Source organism: Paenibacillus sp. ACRRY (assembly GCF_022346995.1).
Classification (GTDB): Bacteria; Bacillota; Bacilli; order Paenibacillales; family Paenibacillaceae; genus Paenibacillus.
The window spans coordinates 175,247-197,748 of record NZ_JAKRNM010000006.1 but is presented as its reverse complement, the minus strand read 5'-3'; the positions used below and the strand labels follow the sequence as shown (position 1 = coordinate 197,748).

Below are 22,502 nucleotides of genomic sequence, written 5' to 3'. Positions count from 1 at the left end.
TCTCTTGTTTTAAGAACAATGACTTGCGAGGTTTCCTTATTAAAAGGTGGTGAAGATATGACCCGTAGGGGATTCGAACCCCTGTTACCTCCGTGAAAGGGAGGTGTCTTAACCCCTTGACCAACGGGCCTTATTAACAAGTTGTCTTTCTTGGCGACAAGAATGAGTATACCACACTAAATAAAAATAGCGCAACACTTTTTTTTATTTTTTATCTAACGCTTTTTTTAAAGATCATTTTTCAATAAAATTTAGGCTCGTTAAACTGGCTGGCATATACCATCTGAGATATCCGAATTTCATAGCATCGTCATCAGAATCCTTACATCATGTTAAAATTAGTTCAAAACACTTATAAAAACTTATGTTCACTTAAAATATTGCAAACTAAATTGCAAATACTTATAATTAGGTTATCAGTATTACGGTCACTCATTAGCAAGGAGGCGGCATGCTTGTTTCAGGAAGAACGAATGCAGCTGATTATTGAACATCTTCGCAAACACAACCGGATCTCGGCAGACGAGATCGTTTCCCTTTTTGATGTCTCGCGGGACACAGCTCGAAGGGATCTGATTAAGCTGGAAGAACAGGACGCCATTATCCGAACACGGGGCGGCGCCATCCTCCCCTCTCCTCCCCGTGAATATATCTCATACAAGGATCGCCTGCTCCATGTTTCGGAAGAAAAAAGAGCTATAGGTAAACTCGCTGCAGCCATGGTCCGCCAAGGTGAAAACATCATTCTGGATTCATCCACGACGGTGCAGGCCTGTGCTGAGCATCTGAATGGAAAGTCATGCACGGTTATCACCAATTCCATTCATTCCGCAGATCTTCTCTCTAATCACTCGGCTGTCCATATTCGTTTACTTGGAGGCAAAGTCGACAAGGAACAACGTTATGTATACGGCGCCTCGGTGATCGAAACACTCTCCCATTATTATGTAGATAAAGCCTTTATCGGTATAGGCGGGATTACAATGGATGGATTCAGTGCTTCCGAAGAAGAAGGCAAGATTAAGCAGAAAATGATGCAGGCTGCCAAAGAGGTCTTTGTACTTGCAGATCATTCCAAATTTGATAAACGTTACGGGTACCGTTTTGCCGACTGGTCACTGATTGATGTACTGATTACAGACCAATGGCCATCAGACGAATGGCGTAACTTTTTAAATGAACAACAGGTTGAGATTCTCATTCCTGAACCAACAGAAGATAAGGAGTTGTAAAATTATGAAATTATTTGCTACGGATTTGGATGGAACACTGCTAAACAGAGACAGCCAAATTAGCCCGGAAAATGCAGCCGCCATTCACCGGGCCCAGCAAGAAGGATTGAAAGTTACAATTGCAACAGGACGCGTCTATTCGGACGTTGTCGGCATTTGCCAAGAAGGCGGTATTAACACTCCTGTCATTGGGTCCAATGGGGCCACGATTCATGACGCTGATGGAAACCGTCTGTATCATCTCCCGCTCGAACGTGAGACAGCGGCATCCGTCATGCAGTGGCTCGAAGATCATGATTGCTATTATGAAGCTTCCACTCAGCAGGGAATATACGCCCCAATCAGCAGCCATGATACGATGCTTGCCGAGATGGACCGGATCCTGGGAACAAGTCCTGGTGAGGACGTTGAGCGCCTGATTCGCGCCGTTAAGAAGCATTACGACAAGAAAGACTACCATCGCGTACAATCCCATCAGGAGATTCCTGCAGAAGCTTACATTTACAACATTATGGCTTTCTCACTTGATCCGGATCAATTGCAGAAAGGAAGAGCCTACTTTGCCTCCAGATCGGATGTCGCAATGGTGGTATCCTCCGAACACAATTTCGAGATGCAGCATCCCGATGTGTCCAAAGGCAATGCTCTCACTAAACTGGCAGCCCATCTCAATGTCTCCATGGAAGATACGGCAGCTATCGGCGACAATTTCAATGATGTTTCCATGTTGAAAATGGCCGGACTCGGCATCGCCATGGGCAATGGTGAACCGGAGATTCAAGCCCTTGCCAAAGCTATAACATTGACCAATGTGGAACACGGTGTAGCCCATGCCATTCACTCTGTACTGGACGGCAAACCGATCTCCCGGCCCGAAATCGTTGCTGAAGGCGGTCAATAAATTCGGTCCTGTCAGGAAATCGCACGAGCTCTCACTTTAACTCGACGGATCTCACATGCGGCGCATCCTGCAGCAGCACAATCAACTGCTCTCCCCGGAAGGATCCGGGCATCTGAACGGTGAATTCAAGCACAGTCTCCTGAGCCGAGCCTGTGCTTGTTTGTTGTTCTGTCCTGAATCCGATGACCGAAATCTTCTCCTGCCCCAGCAGTGCCAATATGGCTTTCAGGCTGTCTGCTTCCTGCTCCAGACGAATGGTTAATGTTTCCGTTCTCGCAGAAACCAGCCAGCGTGTCGGCCGATGGAGCAGCATCTGTGCGAGCACGATCAGCAGGGTTACACCTGCTCCCGTCCAATAGAGTCCAGCACCCACAGCCAGTCCCATGCCTGCCGTCGCCCAGATACCAGCGGCTGTCGTCAATCCCCGGACAGTATGGCGCTGCGTGAAGATCATTCCGGCCCCAATAAAGCCCACACCACTAACCACCTGCGCTGCAATCCGGGAAGGATCAAGCGACAGATTAGCCCAGCCTGCCTGATCCTGAAATCCATACTTTGAGACAATCATCATTAACGCCGCACCAACAGCGACCACAAAATGAGTGCGTATTCCCGCTTCTTTCATCCGGTTTTTGCGTTCATACCCGATAAGGACCCCGCAGATCCCAGCTATGAGAACTCGCATCAAATATTCCATTTCCATTCTCATCACCTCTCTTATGTCAGCATTTTGCAGATGGATCATCACTTACTGCAATGATGCAATACGCTTATGTATATGCTTACATGTATCCTTCTTTACTATTTACCCATTCCTTGTTCAATAAATAATCCACACAGCAACTTCATAAGATTTCATCGGGCGCATAAAAAAAGAAGGCCAACAAGGCCTCCACTTTTTTCACTCTCCATAACCCATATTACAAAAATGGTCTGTTTCTATCCTTTCTGATTGCACTAATCCCTATTCAGCGCGGAAGTTCTCCCCTTGTCTCTCTCCTAGTCCGTAATAATGGCGGAAATTATAGATTAAAGGGTTCCACTTCGCCGGATCAATTTTATTCAGTCCAGATATTAGCTTCTTATGCGCATGTACCTCCAGCGATTTCACTTCGACTACGGCCATAAAAGGTGTATGCTCCGGCGTGCGCATATGCTGCACAGATGCCTCAATTTGAAGCGGACACTCGGCTATTCTGAGAGGTTTAACCCGAAGCGAATCCTGAGCTGTTAACCCAGCTGCTTCAAATTTCTCGGAACAAAATTCATAGCCCATCTGTCTTTTCTCCTCAGGAACCGGATATGTACCCGTATAACGCCCCAGAGATTCGACCGCTCTCCACATGGACGCATCCGGCAGATTAATCACACATTCAGGATGTCTTTTTAAGTTCTCATAGGCTTTTCCCTGGATGCCCAAGCCGAGAACAAGACAATCCCCCAATGCCCAGGAAGAGGACAATGGCGACAGGTTCGTTGACCCGTCCTCGTTCAGAGTGCTCAAGAGAAGTACTGGCGTTCCATAGTATAAAATGCTTGGATTGATCGTTTTATGCTGGTCCGTTACTACCTCCTCAGCAGATCGTTTTTTCGCATTTTCGAAATTCATCGGTTTCTCCATCTCCTGTCACACATACTTGGCCCCTCAATGCAAGTTTGAACTCCGCGACGGCCTGTCCCAATTGTAATACGCCAATAGTTCAAGTATCATCGAAGTATGAATGCATATCCAAATATATCTGTTACCGCGTCATTAATTGCGGATCCGAGTCGCGCCATCTTCCTCGAAGCACTGCTGGGTGGACAGGCCCTGCCAGCAGGCGAACTTGCCTATATGGCTGGTGTCACACCCCAAACCGCGAGCAACCATCTCGCCAAACTTGTGGACGGCGGGCTGCTAGTTGTTGAACGGCAAGGCCGGCATCGCTACTACCGATTGGCTGGTCAGGAGATTGCTTTTCTGATTGAAACGATGGGCAGTATCGCCCCTCCTGTTCAGGTGAGGTCACTCAAACAGTCCAATCAGCTCCAGCATCTTAGTTATGCTCGCACCTGTTATGGACACCTTGCTGGTAAACTAGGCATTGCTCTGTGCGATGCATTGTTGCGGGAGGAATATCTACTGGAGCCCGAAGCAGATCAGGCCAAGGATTATCACATCACGGAGAAAGGAAGACAATGGTTTACTTCATTCGGAATTGACCTTCAGGTGAAACCGGGATCAAGACGTGCCATTGCCCGCAAATGTCTGGACTGGAGCGAGCGGCGTCATCACATATCCGGACTGCTGGGCGAACAATTGGAACGCAGACTTTTGCAGCTCGATTGGACCCGGAAGAAGCCTGGCAGCCGCTCTGTTGAAGTCACGGATGCTGGCAAGAAGGGTTTATACGAGGTATTGGGAATCTCGCTGTAGGCAGGTTACATTTCAGCTCTCACCGATGGAAAATATAAACCAAAAATCCCCTTCACAACAAACCATTAAATGGTTCGTGTGAAGGGGATTCTATAATTGAATCATCAATACGGAGAGAGAGGGATTCGAACCCTCGCACCGCTTACGCAGTCTAACCCCTTAGCAGAGGGTCCCCTTATAGCCACTTGGGTATCTCTCCAAGAAATGGCTCCCCGAACAGGACTCGAACCTGTGACAACTCGATTAACAGTCGAGTGCTCTACCAACTGAGCTATCAGGGAATAATCTCGAATAAACATAATTTATCATGATTAATAAGCCAAGTCAACAACCTTATCTATACTTTCTTGCTAACTGTAAAAAAGGGAGAAAATACAGCTCATTTCGGTATATTGCATCCCCTCTTCAAGCCGGTTATATCCATTAGGATGAACACTACTCGTTAGAGATGGTTTGAAGAGCCAGCTTGCCGGCGCATCGGCCGCATCTGTATCGTTTGGGATCCATTTTTCGTTTACGCAGATATTCCGTTCCACAACTCTTGCATACCAGCTTGTACCGATAAGGCAGCGGCTTCCTGCCCTTGCCATCCGGAAGAGACTGACAGAACCTTGAACCGCCTACCTTTTGCAGAAGAGCCTTGAATTCCGAGTCTCTGTGGCGATAGCCGCGTCCGCGGATATGCAGGTGGTAGTGACACAATTCATGCTTGATGATCTTCTCGACCTCATCTCGGCCGTATACCTCAAGCTGATGTGGATTAATCTCAATTCGGTGACTCTTCAGCATATATCGGCCTCCGGTTGTCGTCAGGCGTCGATTAAACAAGGCCTCGTGGGTGAACGGAACCCCGAAATGATCCAGAGATACCTGCTCAATCCACTGCTGCAACTCCGCATTATCCACTGGTTCCCCCTCCTTTCTCACCTCTTGGGCCGCTCAATTTCCCTCTATAATACTTGAATTTTAACCGTTTCGTAGGCTACACTGTCAAGTAGAATGTATGAGGGGAGATTATTACACGTTATGCCTACTATGCGTTATGTCATCCTGCAGCAGGAACAGCAATTACAGTTTGTTGAAATGCCCGCTGATTACGCCTATCAACTCAGTGCACTCAACCTGCGTCTGCACAAAGAGATTGATAAACTTACTGCAGCGGATGTACCTGTACTGCCCTGGGCCATCGCTGAATGTGACGACCTTGATCTTCTGAACGAGCAGCTCAGTATCACCGGAGGGCTGGATTATATCAATGCGCTTGAGCATAGTTTCGCCAAACTGCGCGAGACGCATTATCCCTTGATTTCCTTACTCACCGAAATTCGGGCACTTCAAGCCCAGCTGGAACAGTGGTACGAAGAAGAAATGGAAACACTCTGATTCATTTATCATTTTTCTAAAAGTGCACACCCTAACCTGTAAGCGCATTTCCCTAACCGGATTTGCGCTTTTTATCTTATCTGAATCAACAGGTCGGTTGACGAGTCGGATATTGTTTTTTTACTCGTTCCGCGCGGGTTAATCCGCACAGTCCAGGCTATTGCCACATATGCTAACGTACAGATGAATTATGCAAGAGGAGGAGATCCCTTTGCCTCAATGGCTTTGCAATCAACTGATGCGTGCATTTCACAAGAAAGACAGCAGACAGATCAAGCTGCTGAACGAATGCTGGTTTTTTTATCGGAACAAACCTGCTAATGGCACACCGCGCAGCGCGGATCGTGAACTCTAGAATCTAACCTCACTCTTCATGTATACAGCCCATTCTCGCTTCCAACAATAACTCATTCGAAGAATATGGAACGGTCGACAATACCATTCGAGCCGACAACAAACAGCCTTCCCGCCACTGGGAAGGCTGTTCTCGGGTCATGGACTATGAAGTCTGCTTCGAAGCAGGCTTTTTCATGGTCAGGCCGACCCGGCCCTTTTTGGTATCCACATTCATCACCCATACCGTTACATTATCACCGACAGAAACAACATCCATCGGATGCTTGACGTAACCGTTGCTTAGCTGCGAAATATGGACAAGTCCATCACTTTTGATCCCGATATCAACAAAAGCACCAAAATCAATTACATTGCGAACGGTACCTTGGAGTTCCATGCCTTCAACCAGATCCTCAATTTTAAGGACATCCGTACGGAAAATAGGCAGTGGCATTTCTTCCCGAGGGTCACGTCCCGGACGCTGTAAGCTGTCGAGAATGTCGCGCAGTGTAGGCACACCCACGTCCAGTTTCACAGCCAGTTGTTCAGGCTGCTGATCGGATAGAAGCACGGACAACTCCTTGCTGCCCAACTTGTCCAGTTCCACCTGAAGTTCTTTGAACAGCTGATCGACAACCTTGTAGGATTCCGGGTGAATCGGTGTACGATCCAGCGGATTCTCACCTTCACCAATGCGCATGAAACCTACGCATTGCTCATAGGTTTTGGCACCCAGACGCGGTACCTTCTGCAGCTGACGACGGTTCGTAAAGCGTCCATTTTCCTCGCGGTACTTCACAATGTTCTTGGCGATAGTCGCATTCACACCGGCCACATAAGACAGCAGCGATGGCGATGCGGTATTCACATCCACGCCTACATGGTTAACCGCAGATTCCACGACCGCTTTCAGACTTTCCTCCAGAATCTTTTGAGAAACGTCATGCTGGTATTGCCCTACGCCAATGGCCTTTGGATCAATTTTCACCAGTTCAGCCAGAGGGTCCTGTACACGACGGGCAATGGAAGCTGCACTGCGTTCGGCCACGTCCAGATCCGGGAATTCCTCCTGTGCCAGCTTGGAAGCGGAATACACACTTGCTCCTGCTTCATTAACAATGAGGTACACAAGGCTCTCATCGCCATTTTCCTGAATGATCTCGGCTACAAACTGTTCCGTTTCACGGGAAGCTGTACCATTACCGATAACGATCAGTCCGATGTCATACTGCTTGATCATCCGGTGGAATACCTCGGCTGCTTCCCGCTTTTTGTTGTGTGGTGGCGTCGGGTACGTAACAGCTACTTCCAGCAGTTTGCCCGTGTCATCCACTACAGCCAGTTTGCAGCCCGTACGATAAGCAGGGTCGACACCCAGCACACGTTTGCCATGAATCGGCGGCTGGAGCAGCAGGTTACGCAGATTGGCGGAAAATACGGAGATTGCCTGGCTCTCTCCCTTTTCCGTCAGTTCTGCCCGGACTTCGCGTTCAATTGAAGGTGCAATCAGACGTTTGTAGGCATCTTCAATGACAGCGCGTAATACATCCTGCACTGCAGATGCACCTTTGATGACCTGGCCTTCCATATGACGATGGGCCGGTTCAGGTGGAACCTCTAGGCCTACTTTCAGAATGCTCTCACGCTCACCGCGGTTAATGGCGAGAATCCGGTGCGGAGGCATCTTTTTGGCCAATTCACGATAATCATAGTAGTTCTCATAGACCGATTCCTGCTCCGCATCCTTCGCTTCCGAAGTCAACATGCCATGATCCAGCGTATAGCGACGAATCCACGCACGAATCGCAGCATCATCAGCGATATTCTCGGCAAGAATATCCTTGGCTCCCTGAAGTGCAGCTTCTGCATCGTCCACTCCAAGTTCTGCATTGATGTAACCCGCAGCTTCTTCGAGCACATTCCCCTGTTTCGGTTGACTCCAGATCCATACAGCCAACGGCTCAAGACCTTTTTCCTTGGCTACGCTGGCACGCGTTTTGCGCTTCTGGCGATAAGGACGATACAGATCCTCTACCTCCTGCAGCTTCACAGCCTGGGTAATGGACTTTTTCAGTTCTCCCGTCAATTTACCTTGTTCTTCTATAATACGGATGACTTCCACTTTGCGATCCTCAAGGTTACGCAGATATACGAGACGTTCCTCGATCAGTCGCAGCTGGTTCTCATCCAGCTCTCCAGTCATTTCTTTACGGTAGCGGGCGATAAACGGAATCGTATTGCCTTCTTCCAGAAGCTCTGACGTCGTGCGCACCTGCTTCAAGGCCAGTGACAGTTCCTTGGCTACCTGTTTGATGATTCTTTCCTGGCGTTCCGCCTTTATTGTTTCTTCATTGGGTTCCAGAACCGTTCCCTGTTCAGACAAATAAATCCCTCTTTCCTTCCTGAATCGTTTCAGATTAAGCATGTTCAGGGCAGCTATGCTGCTGTAATCACAGTATCGAACCTGCACTCATGCAGATTGCTCTTCCCTATATTATCACAAAATCCCGTTCAGTTTTCCAGCATTCATACCAGTTACAAGTTCTTACAATGAAGTTTATGATTCATCGCTTCGTGTAACCCATAAGAAAAGACCGAAAAACGTCACCCCGACGTATTCCGGTCTTCCCCGAAAAGCACTGCATTAAACGCAGGATTATCTATACCCGTTCAAAACGGAACATCTCGCTCAAATAATCTCCTGTGGCACGGCCTACAGAAATTCCTCCATACATCAATGCATCGCCCGTGTACGTCTCGGAGCTGCCCTTCAAGCGGTAATCAGCGTCAGGATCCAATCCTTTCAGCTTCAGACGTTGGAGAGGAGCATTTGGCTCGGACAACACGCGGAAATAGAATACAACCGCTTCGCTTCCATCTGGTGCTATAAACATCCATGCCGTTTCATTACCCTCAAACGGACTGAGCAGACGACGGAACGTGCCATACTGAATGGTGCCCCGAATCTCCTTATACAGCTCCACTTGAGCCTTCACAATGGCATTCTCTTCCTCTGTGAAACGTGTCAGGTCAAGCTCGTAGCCAAAGTTACCCGACATGGCAACATGTCCACGGGTCTCCAGCGATGTAATCCGGTTAACCTGATGATTCGGTACGGCAGAGATATGCGATCCCATCGAACTTACCGGATACACGAGACTTGTCCCGTATTGGATGCGCAAACGGGATACGGCATCCGTGTTGTCGCTTGTCCACGTTTGCGGCATGTAATACAACATTCCCGGATCAAAACGACCGCCACCACCTGAGCAGCTTTCAAACAAAATATTAGGGAATGAGGACGTAATCCGTTCCATCACCTCATACAATCCAAGCATATAGCGGTGAGCTGTCTCACGCTGTCTATCTGCAGACAGCTGCGCAGAGCCGATCTCCGTCATATTACGGTTCATGTCCCATTTCACATAAGAAATCGGCGCAGATCCCAATACGTCGCTCAGCATACGTACGATTTCATCCCGAACGTCTTGGCGGGAGAAATCCAGGACCAACTGCTGTCTGCCCTCTGTCCGGCGACGGTCAGGTACATGCAGACACCAATCCGGGTGCTTGCGATACAATTCACTATCCGGCGAGATCATCTCTGGCTCGAACCACAATCCAAACTGCATGTCGAGTGCGGTCACACGGTTCGCCAGATCATCCAGACCTTGAGGCAGCTTGTTCTTGTCCACAATCCAGTCACCCAGCGATGAGTTGTCACTGTCGCGATGTCCGAACCAGCCGTCATCGAGTACAAACAGCTCGATGCCAAGCTTCTTACCTGCATGGGCAATTTGTTCAATCTTGTCTGCATTAAAACCAAAATACGTTGCTTCCCAGTTGTTCACCAATACCGGACGCTCTGCATTGCGGAATTTGCCGCGAGCAAGCCGTTCGCGATAAAGTTCGTGATAAGACTGGGACATGCCGTCAAGTCCTGCATCCGAATAGACCATGACTGTTTCCGGCGTTTGGAAAGATTCTCCGGATTCCAGCTTCCAGCTGAATTCAAACGGGTTAATGCCGAGTGATACACGCGTGGTATGGAACTGATCCACTTCAGCTTGCGCTGTGAAGCTTCCGCTGTATACGAGACTGAAGCCGTAAACTTCTCCCTGATCTTCATCCGTACCTGGCGTCATCAACGCAATAAACGGGTTTTGTTGATGGCTGCTTGAACCACGGCGGCTCTCTACGCCTTGCAAGCCGGAAGCCAGTGGGCGACGAACAATATCGCGTTCCCGCGTCCATGCACCCGACAGCTGCAGCAGTTCATAATCAGCATGCGGGAAATCTACGGATGTGCTTAGTGCACGAGCCACATTCACCGGGGTAGCGCTCTCATTAATGATACGCATCGACCGTGTAATGGCATTGAAGGACGAATAAGCTGTGTAGGAGAGCTCGATGCAGACTCCTGCCACGCGATCTTCCATTTCAATTACGAGCGTGTCAGCTTCATCTGCAGCTTCCACATAGGTTGCTGGCAATCCCTGAAGAGCAGGCTTGCCTTTCTCCAACCGATGGCCGACATACGTGAATTCCGAGACACTTGAACCATTCTCCAGTTGAAGCTGTACGGCCGGGTTACGGAAATCACTCGTACCATAAACAGGCAGCTCCAGCGGCAGCGTATCGAATGAGATCGTCCGATCTTCCGGTACCGGATTCGGGCTGAAGGAAGCACGTTCGGTCCGAACATGCAGCCAGCTCAGATCGGAGTCGCGTAATTTTTTGCCATAATACAGATGTACCAAATATCCCGAAGGAAGCACCTGGAATACGTAACTTGCCTTGCGGGTTTGTAAATGAAATTGTAGTTTCTCTTCATTGATATAAATGCTCATATGTCTCCTCCACCTCTATATACGTCTTTGGCGTAAACGGTTTCTCAGGTTCCATTATAGCGAAAAGCACGCCAATGTTCTACGCTTTCATTTTAGTTTAGACAAAAGAGCGTACCGCAGCCTTTGGGCCACGATACGCTCCTCTGAAATGTTGTCTGTAATTGTGTGTTCCCCGCAAGGAACATCCCGCAGCGGGCGGATTGCTGGCAGCCCAAATCGATTGCCATACAACCTAAAAATCGATCAAACCCAGACTGATCTGCAACGCCTCATTGACCAATTTCATGGTCTCCTCGTCCAGATGGGTAATCTTGTCAGTCAGTCTTTGTTTGTCAATCGTCCGTATTTGTTCGAGCAAAATCACAGAATCCCGGTCAAAGCCATGAGCCGCAGCATCAATCTCGACATGCGTCGGCAGCTTAGCCTTCTGAATCTGGGCGGTAATAGCCGCCACGATACACGTTGGACTGAACCGGTTGCCGATGTCATTCTGGATGACCAGCACCGGCCTGACTCCACCTTGCTCGGAACCGACAACGGGAGAAAGATCCGCAAAAAAAACGTCACCGCGTTTTACGATCAATGTCTACACCCCGCTAACTAAGCGGTCCAGAGTGCTGTCCGCATCTTCCTCCGCGTGAAAGGCCTCGGATGCCATGGTCAAATTAATTTTTGCCATCTCCATGTATCCGCGCTGCATGGACTCACGGATATAACGCTTCTTCCGTTCAGTCAAATACAGCTTCATGGCCTGCCTAATCAATTCGCTGCGGTTGGAATTCTCCAGCGCTACGATGCCATCCACTTCCTGCAGGAGATGATCAGGCAAACTGATCATAATCCGCTTGGTGTTCTGCAAGTTGGCCACCTATCTTCCACCCCCACAAACCTTTCGCCATTGTGAACCAGTATTACGTTTTTCCAGAACTTTTATACAAAGGAATATATATGCCCCGAGTATATCAAGTATGCTGTACTCCATTATAAACATGGGGGGCAATATTCGTACAGACCAAACATCTCTTTTCAGGATTTTTCATCCTCGTCAATATAACAACATTCGAGATGCTCCGACAGTTTTCCTTCTGTTCCGAAAAAAAGTTTATTGGTAATAGCGTCCAGTTGACCTGTCAGGATGTCAAAAGAGGATTAACCTTGGCGACTTCAACACCGTTCCGGAAATAGATTCGCGGTATCCGATGAGCCATCATGCAGATTACCTCGTAAGCAATCGTGTTAAGCTGGGAGGCCACTTCATCTGCGGTGATAACACCATCCGATTGATGACCGATGAGGACAACCTCTTCGCCGGCTTGAATTTCTTCCGCCTCTTCAGCGAAAGATTGCAGCGACACCATACACTGATCCATGCAGATCGTACCGACGACGGGAACGCGGCGGCCACGCACAAGCACTTGAGCTTTACCTGTCAGCATTCTTGAAAATCCGTCTGCATAGCCGATAGGCAGGGTCGCAATTCGTTCGTTCCCTTGTGTCACATAACGGGTTCCGTAGCTAACGCCCCAATGAGGCGGCAGCGTTTTGACCAGAACCGCTTTCGTCTTCAGTGTCAATACCGGGACCAGTTTCACTACCTGATGATTCACCTCGGCTGAAGGGTACAGCCCATACAGACTGATACCCACTCGTACCATATTGTAGGATAATTCCGGTGTATCAATGGCAGCTGCACTGTTCGCCGTATGTATAATCGGGATGACACATCCCTGATCCCGCAGCGCTTTAACCACGCTTCGAAACCGTCGATACTGCTCCAGTGTATAGGTCTTGTCTTCTTCATCCGCCTTGGCATAATGAGTGAACATGCCTTCGAGCAGGATCTGATCCATTGCTGCTACTTCCTGTATGAAAGCAATAGCTTCATCACCGGGCAGCAGACCCAGACGTCCCATACCGCTGTCAATTTTGATATGAACCTTCAGTTGGTTCTGAGACGATCCTGTATCCAGATCACGAATCGCTTCAAGCACTTCCCTGCTGAACAGGGTTATGGTCACATCTTGTTCCCTGGCTACAGCAATACCCTCAGGCGGTGTATAACCCAATACCAAGATCGGAGCCTTGATTCCGTTTTGTCGCAGTTCAAGCGCTTCGTCCAGAAAAGCGACACTCAGATAATCCACTCCGATTCGTTCCAGTTCTCTGGCCGTCTCCACAGCTCCATGTCCATAAGCGTTCGCCTTGACACAAGCTAGAAACTTCATGCCTTGCGGCAGAGCCGAGCGGAAAGCATCTACGTTGCTACTCAAATGATCCAAGTTGATTTCCGCTTGGGTCGGCCGATATTGTCCTTGCACGTTCTGTCACCTTCTCTAGTCATCTTAATCCGGCTCACATATCAGACTCCATCGTAATGCTCAAGCATGTGACTGTCAAATGAGCAGAAGAACTGCGACTCAAAAAGCGTGCCCAGCATAATTTCGAAGCCGGAAGCGGATGAAGAAACAGGCTGATAAGCGATACGGTCATGAGTGCAAAATGCAGCCTCACGCCATCTCTATCTGCCTATACCGATTACTTACCCGGTTCATCCCGCATATAAGCGTGTTTTGTATTTATTGGGTCAACCTGCCCATTTCACTGTTCATTTCCCAAGCAATCCCCATTACGAAACGTCCTGCTTTTACTCTCCATAATATGCCGCGGCAACCTAACTGTGTACATCAAAAAGCACCGGAGAACAAGTCCCCGATGCTCCTTAGCATTCCTAATGCCCTAACGACTATACCTTTTACATCATTTACCTGACTGCTCCTGCATGGAAGTTGCAATCTGAACCATTTCACTTTCCGGCAGATCCGCACTCGTAATTCTGTATTCAATTCCATCGGTCATCCATGTTAACGTTTGTAAAGCGTCTCCACTAATCATTCCCAAAGTGAATCCAAGATCCACTACACGGGATGGTGCGAGTGATACGGCTCTGTCCTGCGGTCTGGCTTCGAAAATCGTATAGTTATACGTCCCTTCGTAGCGGAGCATGACCGAGTAATCGCCGGATTCCTCCACAATCTGATCATCCTTCAGCTTGACGCCTTCCGGAGCATATGTCGGTTCGATCACGCCAAAGCTGCCGACTCCTTCCGGTTCAGTCATGGTCGGCTCCTCTGTGCCTGGTTCACCACTCGCCGGGTCCTGAGCTTCTTGTTCCGGGTTCTCGCTCACACCGGTTTGTCCATCAGTGACCCCTTCAGCAGAACCTGTTGTCGGCTCTTGCCCTGGAGCAGTCTCGGAGCTTGCTGGCTCCTTGGTGCCATTTTCTCCTGCCTGCTCGGCCGGATTCGTTGTGTCTGTACCGCTGTTTCCTTCCGTGCCTGCTGTCATGTTGCGCTGCATATCAAAGGCATCTTTGCCGAATTCTGCACCGAATTTGAAGCTGTCAAATTTAACGTCTACGACGACGTTTGCATTGGAGTCTGAAACCTCTACCTGTTTGGGTGCATAATCACTTTTGTTCAGCCAGATTTTCTGTCTGACCAGTGCGTGCGTATTATAATTGGCAGCTACATCAAATACGTAGCTCTCCTTCTCATCGGCGAACTGACGTGTTGTATCGCCTGTAATGCTGCGAATCAGTGTCTCATAGAGATAAACCTGACCCTGGTTATCCGGCCAGTTGCTTTGGAACCGGAAGCTTTTGTTCTGACTTGGTGTCAGGACGAATACACCCTCATCGTTCCGGAGTACAATCTGGGTGACATCCTTCTTCGCATTGGTAAGCGCAATTCGATAATATGAAGGCTTCTGATGCCACACTTCGACCTTATACTGCTGCGGCGTATCCCCGGTATGCAGCGTCATGATGCCTGCTCCCTGATAACTCTCCATCTCTCCTACGACTTCGTTCAGATCTTTGACCACTGCTGCCGCATCCTTCTTCCCGCAGGCGGCAAGTAAGGCCGATAAGACCAATACCATGGCAAGCATCCATGATATTCGGCGCATGACATCATCCCCTTTAGCACATGTTTTCACTTCAGGATTGTGCGTACAGCAGAACCCCTACTTGATTAGTACATGTCTATGAGGGACTTGTTCGATTTATGCGGACTAGTTTGACAAGCTTTCTATTCCCTTGTTAGGACAAGTGATCACAGGCAAATCAGTCTCGGGTCCGATGTTAACTATATCCAAAAAAGGCATAGTTGATATTGAACAACTTCTTGGATGACAACTACATATGCGTTTTGTTTTCTTGGTTTGAACCCACTTCATATTTTCATTGGAGGGATACTAATGACTACCACTAAACATCGCTCATTACTGGACGGATTGGATGAATTTGTAGCTGAACAGCTGCAAACCTGGAAGAGTGTTGGAGCAGCGGTCGCTGTAATTCACAAGAATGAGGTCATTTGGCAAAAAGGCTATGGATATCGCGACCTGGAATCCAAACTTGAAGTAACCCCAAGCACTCTCTTTGCCATCGGGTCCAGTACAAAAGCTTTTACGGCAACAACCGCTGCCCTGTTAGTCGATCAAGAACTACTGAATTGGGATACGCCCGTTAAAACGTATAAGGATAATTTTAAAATGTTCGACCCTGTAGCCACGGAACGCCTGACCATTCGTGATATGTTATGTCATCGCTCCGGATTACCCAGGCATGAAATGGCATGGTACAACTCTCCACGGACCCGGGAGCAGCTCGTAAACGCTTTGCAGTATCTTGAGCCAAATGAGGATTTCAGGAATAAGTGGCAATATCAAAACCTGATGTACATGACTGCGGGATATCTGGTTGGGAACTTAAAGGAGACCACCTGGGAGAAGCTCGTTCAGGATCACCTGTTTAAGCCATTGGGGATGACATCCAGTCTGTTCTCTGTGGAGGAAATGCAAACCCAGCCTGATTATGCCTTTCCGTATATGGAAAAAGACGGCGAGAATGTACGAATTCCTTATCGAAACATCGACGCTGCTGGCCCGGCAGGCTCCATTAACAGCAATCTGGAAGACATGATAGCCTGGCTGCGATTGCAATTGAATAAGGGACAGTATGATGGACAGCAACTCGTCTCCAAGGAACAAATGGAAGTATTGCACAGTCCGCAAATGCCATGTGATTCTCCGTTTCATGGTCCAGAGATGCCTATCAGCACGTACGGACTGGGCTGGTTCATCGAACCTTACCGTGGACATTCGTTGATCCATCATGGGGGCGCCATTGATGGCTTTAGTTCGCAGGTCGCCTTTTTGCCGGAAGAAGAGATCGGGATTGTAGTACTGTGCAATACGAATGGAAGCCTTGTCCCCTACACGGTCACCTTTAACATCATAGATCGATTGCTTGGAATGGAACCTGTGGATTGGAGCGAGAAAATGGCCAAGTTAATGCGTGGCGACGAATCAGCGGAATCTGCAGTTACGGATACGCCAGAAGCGTTGGACCCCGCAGCAGTGCCCGTGGCCGATACAGAGGAAAAAACGGATCATGCAAACGTCATCTCCCTTGACCGACCTGTAACTACCTACGCAGGTATCTATTATCATGCCGGTTACGGAGAATTGTCCATTCAACGGAAAGATGACGGCTTACAAGCGATATTCAACGAAATTGATATGCCCATGGAATACACGGGAAATGACACCTTTTCCGTCCTGCTAGTTTTATTTGGACTCAAAATCACGTTTACGTTCCAAGTTGATCAAGAAAATAACGCTCATTCCATTTCCATTCCTTTCTTGATGGAACCCGGTACGAAACCTATTGAGTTTATCAAGAAAAGCGCAGAATAACTGCTCACTACAAGGCTCATCCCGCTGTGTATTGCTTACCACAGCGGGATGTAAGCCGGATAACTTGCTTCCTTATGATCAGCGTCCGGTTTGCGTTTCACCCACAGACGGCGCAGATCTGGCATCCCATACCCTACCACATTGTAATCACGAAGTGAGGCATGATGGGCATGCTCCTCCCTGAAACGATAGGCGGGTAGCAGCAGCGCCTCTTCAATCAGCTTGGCCTCTACCCCCAGCAGCGCTACCATGCGGTCGCCACCTTCCCGAATTCCTACGATGCGCCTGCATTCCTCGGCTAACTCCTTTTTCCGATCATCATCCATGGCAACCAGAAACAATGTATTCTGAAAGGTAAACATGATGAACAGGCTCAGCATGACATGATCATCGAACACTTCCCCTGTATACACGAGATCACAGGACCTGAATTCATCATGGTACACCGCACTAACGGGATCGCCTGGAACGATATCGATACGCAGACCAATCCGTTCACAGCGTTGTACAAACCAGAGCATGTCCGTCTCCATTTTCTGCCCATCCTCTACCCATAACCGCAGCGTCTGGCCCGCGTAGCTGCTTCGCTTAAGCAGTTCTTCCGCTTGGGCCAATGAGGAATCTGTAATGAAATCTGATGCTCCTGTTCGTTTCTCTCGTATAGAGGAGCTCGCCCTCTCTACCTCCCTTGTATCCCCATAAATATCCCGAACAAGGCTATATGCAGGTTGAGTACGTGGACCCGGGAATGCTTCCATCAACTTCTGCTGATTCAACAGCTGCTGCACCGCCCTACGGAAATACAGATCCTGCTGCGGACCTTCTTTTCGCATATTAAACGTCATATATACTCCGCCCTGAACTTCATGCTGCACCGCATGAGGCGGTCCATCCGGAAACAAATCCTGCTTGATCACCGACTCTACAAGTGCGGACTGCGGGAGCTGCCACACCTCAACCCGATCAATGTAGGCACGCCCTCTGAAATAGGAAGGGAATACATCCAAAACCAGCAGTCTGGGGTGATTACGCGTTAAACGATAAGGTCCTGTTCCAACAGGATGCATCCGGTCAAACTCCACATCCCGCGGCAAAATCGATGCACACATGCTGCTCATTAGATCGGGAAACATGAAGTTTGGGCTATATAATGTAAAACGTACCGTCAGCTCATCAAATGTTTCGATCTTCGCAATGGTGCTAAACAGAGGCCCGCAGGGATTATGTATATCTTCAATAATTCGTTCAAATGTGAACTTCACATCCTCTGCATCCAATATTCGGCCGTGATGGAATAGAACACCCTTGTGCAGATAAAATGTCCATTCCGTTCCTTCAAGATTGCTCTCCCAAGCCACGGCAAGACTTGGCTCACAGATGTGACGCTCAGCATTATAGCGGACCAGGCGATCGAATACCTCTGCCACAATGCCCACTTCTCCCCACATGGCAGCCCGGGTAGGATCCAGGGTCTCAAACGGAAAGTTCTGCGGGATTCGCAGGATATCCATCCTCCCCATGGTACTCTGGTCTGAACGAAGACCAAATTGTTCCTGTAAACCATGCATTAACATTTCCCGTAACGAGAACGGCAGACTCGCGGCCAGCTCATAGGCTTCTTCCAGTCTGTTGCCCTGCAGCAGGCGATCAAAACGTTCACGGGCTACATCAATAAGTGGTACCTGAAAGACAAGCAGTGACTTTTTCCCTCTGCCACGCCTTGGACTCCAATGAATCCAGTTGTTATCCATAAACTTGTTCATGATCAAATTCATGTTACGCATGGTGCAGCACAAATGTTGTGCCAGCTCTCCGATCGTCGTTGGCCATTCTTCATTATCATGAACGTTCGGAAACGCCATACGTAATTGAATATAATGGTCGGCTACTTCCACACCTTCCCCTGCCTTCCCGCTCTGCTAAAATACGAAATTCACTTATCCGCTTCTACAGTTTTTCTTCAGGTTTTCCTCCATTATACTCAGTAACATCCACATGACAAAGCAGGAAGGAAGAAGTGCAACCGATGAAATACGCAGATTTGCACCGCAACATTAAAATTCGCATCATTACTGACTTTTTTACAGACTTGACCCAGAAATCAATCATTCCGTTCATGGCGATTTATCTGAGTGTCCAGATGGGAGCTGGCTGGGCTGGTGTGCTGCTGACGGTCAACATTGTATCCTCCATGATCGCTGGTCTGGGCGCAGGATACTGGTCAGATCGGATTGGACGCAAAAAAATGATGGTCATCGCTCAATGTGTGCAAGTATTCGCCTTGTTCTGTCTGGCTGCGGCGAATTCGCCCTGGTTGAACTCGGTAGAACTCACTTGCATCATGTTTTTTCTTAGCAGTCTAAGCTCCGGTATCACCGTCCCAATCGCAGGTGCGATGATCGTGGACGTAAGCAGTGAACATGAACGGCATTATGTATACGGCTTACAGTATTGGACGACCAATGTAGCCATTACATTTGGCGCACTGATGGGCGGATTGTTATTCGACTCCTTCCGATTCATTCTGTTCAGTCTGGTGTTCATGGAGAGCTTGGTAACCTTGTTCATTCTGTTGTTTTTCATTCAGGAAACCATGGAAAGAGCAGAAAAAACGGGCTCGGTTCAGACTGTCGCACCAGTCAAAAGAAATATGCTAAGGACCTATGGAAGTGTGCTCAGAGACAGAAAGTTCATGGTCTTCTTCACTGCCTCGGTTCTGGCCGTCTCTCTCGAATTCCAACTGGATAAATACATTGCTGTTCGTCTGAAAAGTGAGTTCAGTGCCCAGCTATTCCACTGGAACATTTCGGGGCTGCAGATGTTCAGTCTAATCTTGGCGATCAATACAGTACTGGTTGCCTTGGTCGCAATTCCATTCTCCAAATGGATGGGACGTTTCCAATCCAGATCCATCATGACGGTTGGCATGTGTCTCTACACCGCCGGATTCGCTGTACTTGCATTTAGCAACTGGGCCTTACTCCTAATCGGCTCTGCCGTCCTGCTGACGATTGGCGAATTGATGTACTCCCCGGTACGTCAGGTTCTACTTGCCGGGATAATTCCCGATTCGGATCGAGCGGCATATATGGCTGCAGATGGCATGAGTTATAATGTCGCTGCCTTGCTGGGCAGCTTGGGGCTAATGATCGGTGCTGTGCTGCCTTCATATGGCATGGCCAGCCTGTATGTCATCATCGGGGCCTCTGCTCTTGTATTTTTCCGCCAATCGCTCAGGCCTTCAGCCGAACCGAGCGAGTCCCTGCGATGTGCAGATGCTTCATAAGCTCCTCACCGTTAGGAAACCTTTGAAGTTTCGTAATTTAACTATCATGAAACCTATTGAGCCAATTGGAAGTAATACACAGTGAACAGGCTTTATTGCCAAAATTTGCGCAAGGGAGTGTTTACATGCATTTATCCAATCGAAGGAGCCGCTTCAGATCCACCTCGCTAACGGGTGCATTCATGGCTTTCGTCCTGTCGCTAAGTCTCTGGGTACCAGCGGTTCATGCGGAAACCCCATCACCCCAGGTCAATGAAAAAGGACAAGCCAAGGCTCTAACCTCTGAATCAGCAGAGGCATTTCTGAATACGTTTTTTGATTCAGCTGAAGCCAAGGCACAATATGTCGGTGCTTCCGTTGTTGTCGTCAAGGATGGCAAAGTTCTTGCAGAGAAAGGCTACGGCTATGCCGATCAGGAGAGCAAAACGCCTGTCGATCCGAAGAGTACGGCTTTTCGCGTAGCCTCCGTCTCCAAAACATTTACGGCAGCGGCCGTCATGCAATTGGTGGAGCAGGGGAAGGTAGATTTGCAAGCCGATTTTCAAACGTATGTGAAGGGGCTTGAGTTTGATAACCCTTTTGACAAACCTGTCACGGTGGAAAACCTGCTTACGCACACTACTGGATTCGAGATTCGCGATCCGCAGCAGGAAGATATTCACGCCGACTTCGACAAAACCGTCTCCATGGAGGACTATGCACAACAGCACATGCCTCCTGTCGTCAGAGAACCTGGCAGTGCCTACATGTACGACAACTTCTCATTCCTGCTGCTCGGCATGATTGTGGAGAATGTCAGCGGTGAACCGTTTGAGACGTACATGCAGCAGCACATTTTCAAACCACTCGGTATGGATAACAGCAGTTTCGTGCTGAATGACAAGTTCAAGAATCAGCTCGCGACAGCGTATGATGCGGTACATAATCCGCTCGATCTGTATACCCTCTCTCCATCACCGATGCCTCAAGGAGGCATGTTGTCAACAGCCGAAGATATCGGGAACTTCATGATCGCTTTCCTGAATGATGGGGTGAAAGACAACGAGCGTATACTGAAAGAATCAACCGTCAAAAGCATGGAGCAATATCGCTCCTCCATTCATCCGGTACTCCCGGACACAACGTATGGATTTGAAGCAGCATTTCAGCTGCCTGGCGCGGGCAGCAGCCCTGCGATTATTACCAAGGCAGGCGACCTGATCGGTTTTAGCTCTTATCTCTTCCTTATTCCGGAGCAAAATACAGGCGTCTTCCTTACGTACAATCAGTCGGGAGCTCTTCGTAATCTGTTCTACCCGGCGTTCATTCAGACCTTCTTCCCGCAATATGCGGAACCGGTCGTAATCAAGGATTTCACGCCTCAATCCACCAATGAACTGCAGCGCTTCGCCGGACTGTATGCTGACCTAAGACTAAGCACGATCGTCAGTTCTCTCAAAAACGGTGGCACAGAGCCCGGTAAATTGAGCATTTCAGATGCCTTCCTGGGCCCACGTACCCTGATTCAGGTTGATAAGAATCTGTTCAAGGATGAATTAACGGGTCAATTCACAGCCTTTAAGGAACAAGCAGATGGAACAATCTACATGAAAGAACCCTACCTCAATCCGCTGGGATATGAGAAAAAAGGACAGAAGCCTCAGGGATTCCGGGACGTTCGTCCGAATAGCCCTTATGCCGAGGCCATCTATGGATTACAGTCGCTCGGTCATTATAACAATGATGCAACTGAAGCATTCCAGCCCAAGTCGGCCGTTACACGCGCCGAATTCATAGAGAATGTACTGAAAATGAGCGGTCTCAAACCAAGCCAAACAACGCCGCCTGCGGACAGCGACTGGGCCAGTCACCCTGCAGCAGGCTACATCCAGCTCGGTTATGAAGCTGGCATGATCACGGGTGCGGATTCCAAACAATTCAAGCCGAACCAAGTCATTACCCGCCAGGAAGCCATGGTGATGATCTGGAGATCGCTGCAGGTGCAGTATCCGAGTGAGCTGTTCCAGGATGTGAAGCTTGCCGGACATGCGGATGAGTGGGCTGTACCTGCAATCCAGATGATGGTTAAGCTCGGCATTCATGGTCCGGAAGTGAAGGTACTGGAGGATGGTTCTGTTGATGTTCTTGCCCGCAAACCGCTTATACGTCAAGAAGAGGCTGCCATCATGTATCAATTATTTACGCAACCAACGGATAAGATTGTCGCAGAACTTATGGCCCAGCAGCCTCAACCAGAAGCCTCCAATGTGGATGAGGTTGATGAGGATCAGCCTTCAACTGCCAGTACGGAGGAATCACCTTAAATGACCAAAGTGTAGTAACACAATTCTGACACATC

At 48.7% G+C, this 22,502-nt stretch carries 18 protein-coding genes and 3 tRNA genes; 8 read left to right on the top strand and 13 right to left on the bottom strand.

From position 1 onward, the window contains the following. Positions 1-58 precede the first annotated feature (58 nt). Positions 59-130 (bottom strand) — tRNA-Glu (locus MH144_RS21285). Between the two features lie 325 nt (positions 131-455). Here MH144_RS21285 and MH144_RS21280 point away from each other — a divergent pair. Continuing rightward, the gene (locus MH144_RS21280) at positions 456-1,232 is read left to right on the top strand and encodes a DeoR/GlpR family DNA-binding transcription regulator (protein ID WP_183522697.1); all 777 of its coding nucleotides are present in this window, start codon (positions 456-458) and stop codon (positions 1,230-1,232) included. Between the two features lie 4 nt (positions 1,233-1,236). Continuing rightward, complete coding sequence (locus MH144_RS21275; protein WP_239304029.1) at positions 1,237-2,133, top strand: Cof-type HAD-IIB family hydrolase; 897 nt, start codon at positions 1,237-1,239, stop codon at positions 2,131-2,133. 31 nt (positions 2,134-2,164) lie between these two features. On the opposite strand, the gene MH144_RS21270 is transcribed toward MH144_RS21275, so the two are convergent. Together MH144_RS21270 and MH144_RS21265 are read right to left on the bottom strand one after the other, a co-directional pair. Then, complete coding sequence (locus MH144_RS21270; protein WP_239304027.1) at positions 2,165-2,836, bottom strand: MgtC/SapB family protein; 672 nt, start codon at positions 2,834-2,836, stop codon at positions 2,165-2,167. Positions 2,837-3,097: 261 nt separating this feature from the next. After that, complete coding sequence (locus MH144_RS21265) at positions 3,098-3,742, bottom strand: flavin reductase family protein (RefSeq protein ID WP_239304025.1); 645 nt, start codon at positions 3,740-3,742, stop codon at positions 3,098-3,100. A gap of 108 nt (positions 3,743-3,850) precedes the next feature. Between MH144_RS21265 and MH144_RS21260 the strand changes: the two genes are divergently transcribed. Beyond that, entirely contained in the window at positions 3,851-4,549 is a 699-nt protein-coding gene (locus MH144_RS21260; RefSeq protein WP_239304023.1) for an ArsR/SmtB family transcription factor, read from the top strand. Positions 4,550-4,659: 110 nt separating this feature from the next. On the opposite strand, the gene MH144_RS21255 is transcribed toward MH144_RS21260, so the two are convergent. From MH144_RS21255 to MH144_RS21245, 3 genes are all read right to left on the bottom strand, one after another. Continuing rightward, positions 4,660-4,748, bottom strand: a tRNA-Ser gene (locus MH144_RS21255). A gap of 6 nt (positions 4,749-4,754) precedes the next feature. Further along, positions 4,755-4,830: transfer RNA gene (locus MH144_RS21250), tRNA-Asn, on the bottom strand. A gap of 154 nt (positions 4,831-4,984) precedes the next feature. Further along, the gene (locus tag MH144_RS21245) at positions 4,985-5,455 is read right to left on the bottom strand and encodes a SprT family protein (RefSeq protein WP_239304021.1); all 471 of its coding nucleotides are present in this window, start codon (positions 5,453-5,455) and stop codon (positions 4,985-4,987) included. A 120-nt stretch (positions 5,456-5,575) separates the two neighbouring features. Here MH144_RS21245 and MH144_RS21240 point away from each other — a divergent pair, with 120 nt between their 5' ends. After that, positions 5,576-5,932, top strand: coding sequence for a hydrolase/acyltransferase (locus MH144_RS21240; protein ID WP_239304019.1), 357 nt, complete (start codon positions 5,576-5,578; stop codon positions 5,930-5,932). A gap of 211 nt (positions 5,933-6,143) precedes the next feature. Beyond that, positions 6,144-6,287: a cortex morphogenetic protein CmpA gene (gene cmpA, locus MH144_RS21235; RefSeq protein WP_095289070.1), complete on the top strand. Its 144-nt coding sequence runs from the start codon at positions 6,144-6,146 to the stop codon at positions 6,285-6,287. Positions 6,288-6,431: 144 nt separating this feature from the next. On the opposite strand, the gene MH144_RS21230 is transcribed toward cmpA, so the two are convergent. The 6 genes from MH144_RS21230 to MH144_RS21205 form a co-directional block, all read right to left on the bottom strand. Continuing rightward, positions 6,432-8,651 (bottom strand): Tex family protein, encoded by a 2,220-nt coding sequence (locus MH144_RS21230; RefSeq protein WP_239304017.1) that lies wholly within the window; start codon positions 8,649-8,651, stop codon positions 6,432-6,434. 277 nt (positions 8,652-8,928) lie between these two features. Continuing rightward, entirely contained in the window at positions 8,929-11,118 is a 2,190-nt protein-coding gene (locus tag MH144_RS21225; protein ID WP_239304014.1) for an alpha-galactosidase, read from the bottom strand. 232 nt (positions 11,119-11,350) lie between these two features. Next, a complete protein-coding gene (locus tag MH144_RS21220) occupies positions 11,351-11,701 on the bottom strand; it encodes a type II toxin-antitoxin system PemK/MazF family toxin (RefSeq protein WP_024630714.1) in 351 nt (116 codons plus the stop codon). A gap of 3 nt (positions 11,702-11,704) precedes the next feature. Further along, positions 11,705-11,986, bottom strand: a complete 282-nt coding sequence (locus MH144_RS21215; RefSeq protein ID WP_056699650.1) for a CopG family ribbon-helix-helix protein — start codon at positions 11,984-11,986, stop codon at positions 11,705-11,707. A 262-nt stretch (positions 11,987-12,248) separates the two neighbouring features. Beyond that, complete coding sequence (alr, locus tag MH144_RS21210; RefSeq protein ID WP_239304012.1) at positions 12,249-13,436, bottom strand: alanine racemase; 1,188 nt, start codon at positions 13,434-13,436, stop codon at positions 12,249-12,251. Positions 13,437-13,875: 439 nt separating this feature from the next. Beyond that, entirely contained in the window at positions 13,876-15,084 is a 1,209-nt protein-coding gene (locus tag MH144_RS21205; protein ID WP_239304009.1) for an outer membrane lipoprotein-sorting protein, read from the bottom strand. A 291-nt stretch (positions 15,085-15,375) separates the two neighbouring features. Between MH144_RS21205 and MH144_RS21200 the strand changes: the two genes are divergently transcribed. Next, complete coding sequence (locus MH144_RS21200; RefSeq protein ID WP_239304006.1) at positions 15,376-16,878, top strand: serine hydrolase; 1,503 nt, start codon at positions 15,376-15,378, stop codon at positions 16,876-16,878. Positions 16,879-16,913: 35 nt separating this feature from the next. Here MH144_RS21200 and MH144_RS21195 read toward each other — a convergent pair whose 3' ends face one another. Next, positions 16,914-18,773, bottom strand: a complete 1,860-nt coding sequence (locus tag MH144_RS21195; RefSeq protein WP_239304004.1) for an ABC transporter substrate-binding protein — start codon at positions 18,771-18,773, stop codon at positions 16,914-16,916. 131 nt (positions 18,774-18,904) lie between these two features. Here MH144_RS21195 and MH144_RS21190 point away from each other — a divergent pair, with 131 nt between their 5' ends. Then, on the top strand, positions 18,905-20,164 hold the full coding sequence (locus MH144_RS21190) for an MDR family MFS transporter (protein WP_239304003.1): 1,260 nt from the start codon (positions 18,905-18,907) through the stop codon (positions 20,162-20,164). Positions 20,165-20,289: 125 nt separating this feature from the next. Continuing rightward, a complete protein-coding gene (locus MH144_RS21185; protein WP_239304002.1) occupies positions 20,290-22,467 on the top strand; it encodes a serine hydrolase domain-containing protein in 2,178 nt (725 codons plus the stop codon). Positions 22,468-22,502 lie beyond the last annotated feature (35 nt).

Coding starts and splice junctions, on each gene's coding strand:
- MH144_RS21270 (WP_239304027.1), bottom strand. CDS start 2,836: ATGGAAATGGAATATTTGATGCGAGTTCTCATAGCTGGGATCTGCGGG.
- MH144_RS21190 (WP_239304003.1), top strand. CDS start 18,905: ATGAAATACGCAGATTTGCACCGCAACATTAAAATTCGCATCATTACT.
- MH144_RS21265 (WP_239304025.1), bottom strand. CDS start 3,742: ATGAATTTCGAAAATGCGAAAAAACGATCTGCTGAGGAGGTAGTAACG.
- MH144_RS21260 (WP_239304023.1), top strand. CDS start 3,851: ATGAATGCATATCCAAATATATCTGTTACCGCGTCATTAATTGCGGAT.
- MH144_RS21225 (WP_239304014.1), bottom strand. CDS start 11,118: ATGAGCATTTATATCAATGAAGAGAAACTACAATTTCATTTACAAACC.
- MH144_RS21185 (WP_239304002.1), top strand. CDS start 20,290: ATGCATTTATCCAATCGAAGGAGCCGCTTCAGATCCACCTCGCTAACG.
- MH144_RS21275 (WP_239304029.1), top strand. CDS start 1,237: ATGAAATTATTTGCTACGGATTTGGATGGAACACTGCTAAACAGAGAC.
- MH144_RS21240 (WP_239304019.1), top strand. CDS start 5,576: ATGCCTACTATGCGTTATGTCATCCTGCAGCAGGAACAGCAATTACAG.
- MH144_RS21205 (WP_239304009.1), bottom strand. CDS start 15,084: ATGCGCCGAATATCATGGATGCTTGCCATGGTATTGGTCTTATCGGCC.
- MH144_RS21200 (WP_239304006.1), top strand. CDS start 15,376: ATGACTACCACTAAACATCGCTCATTACTGGACGGATTGGATGAATTT.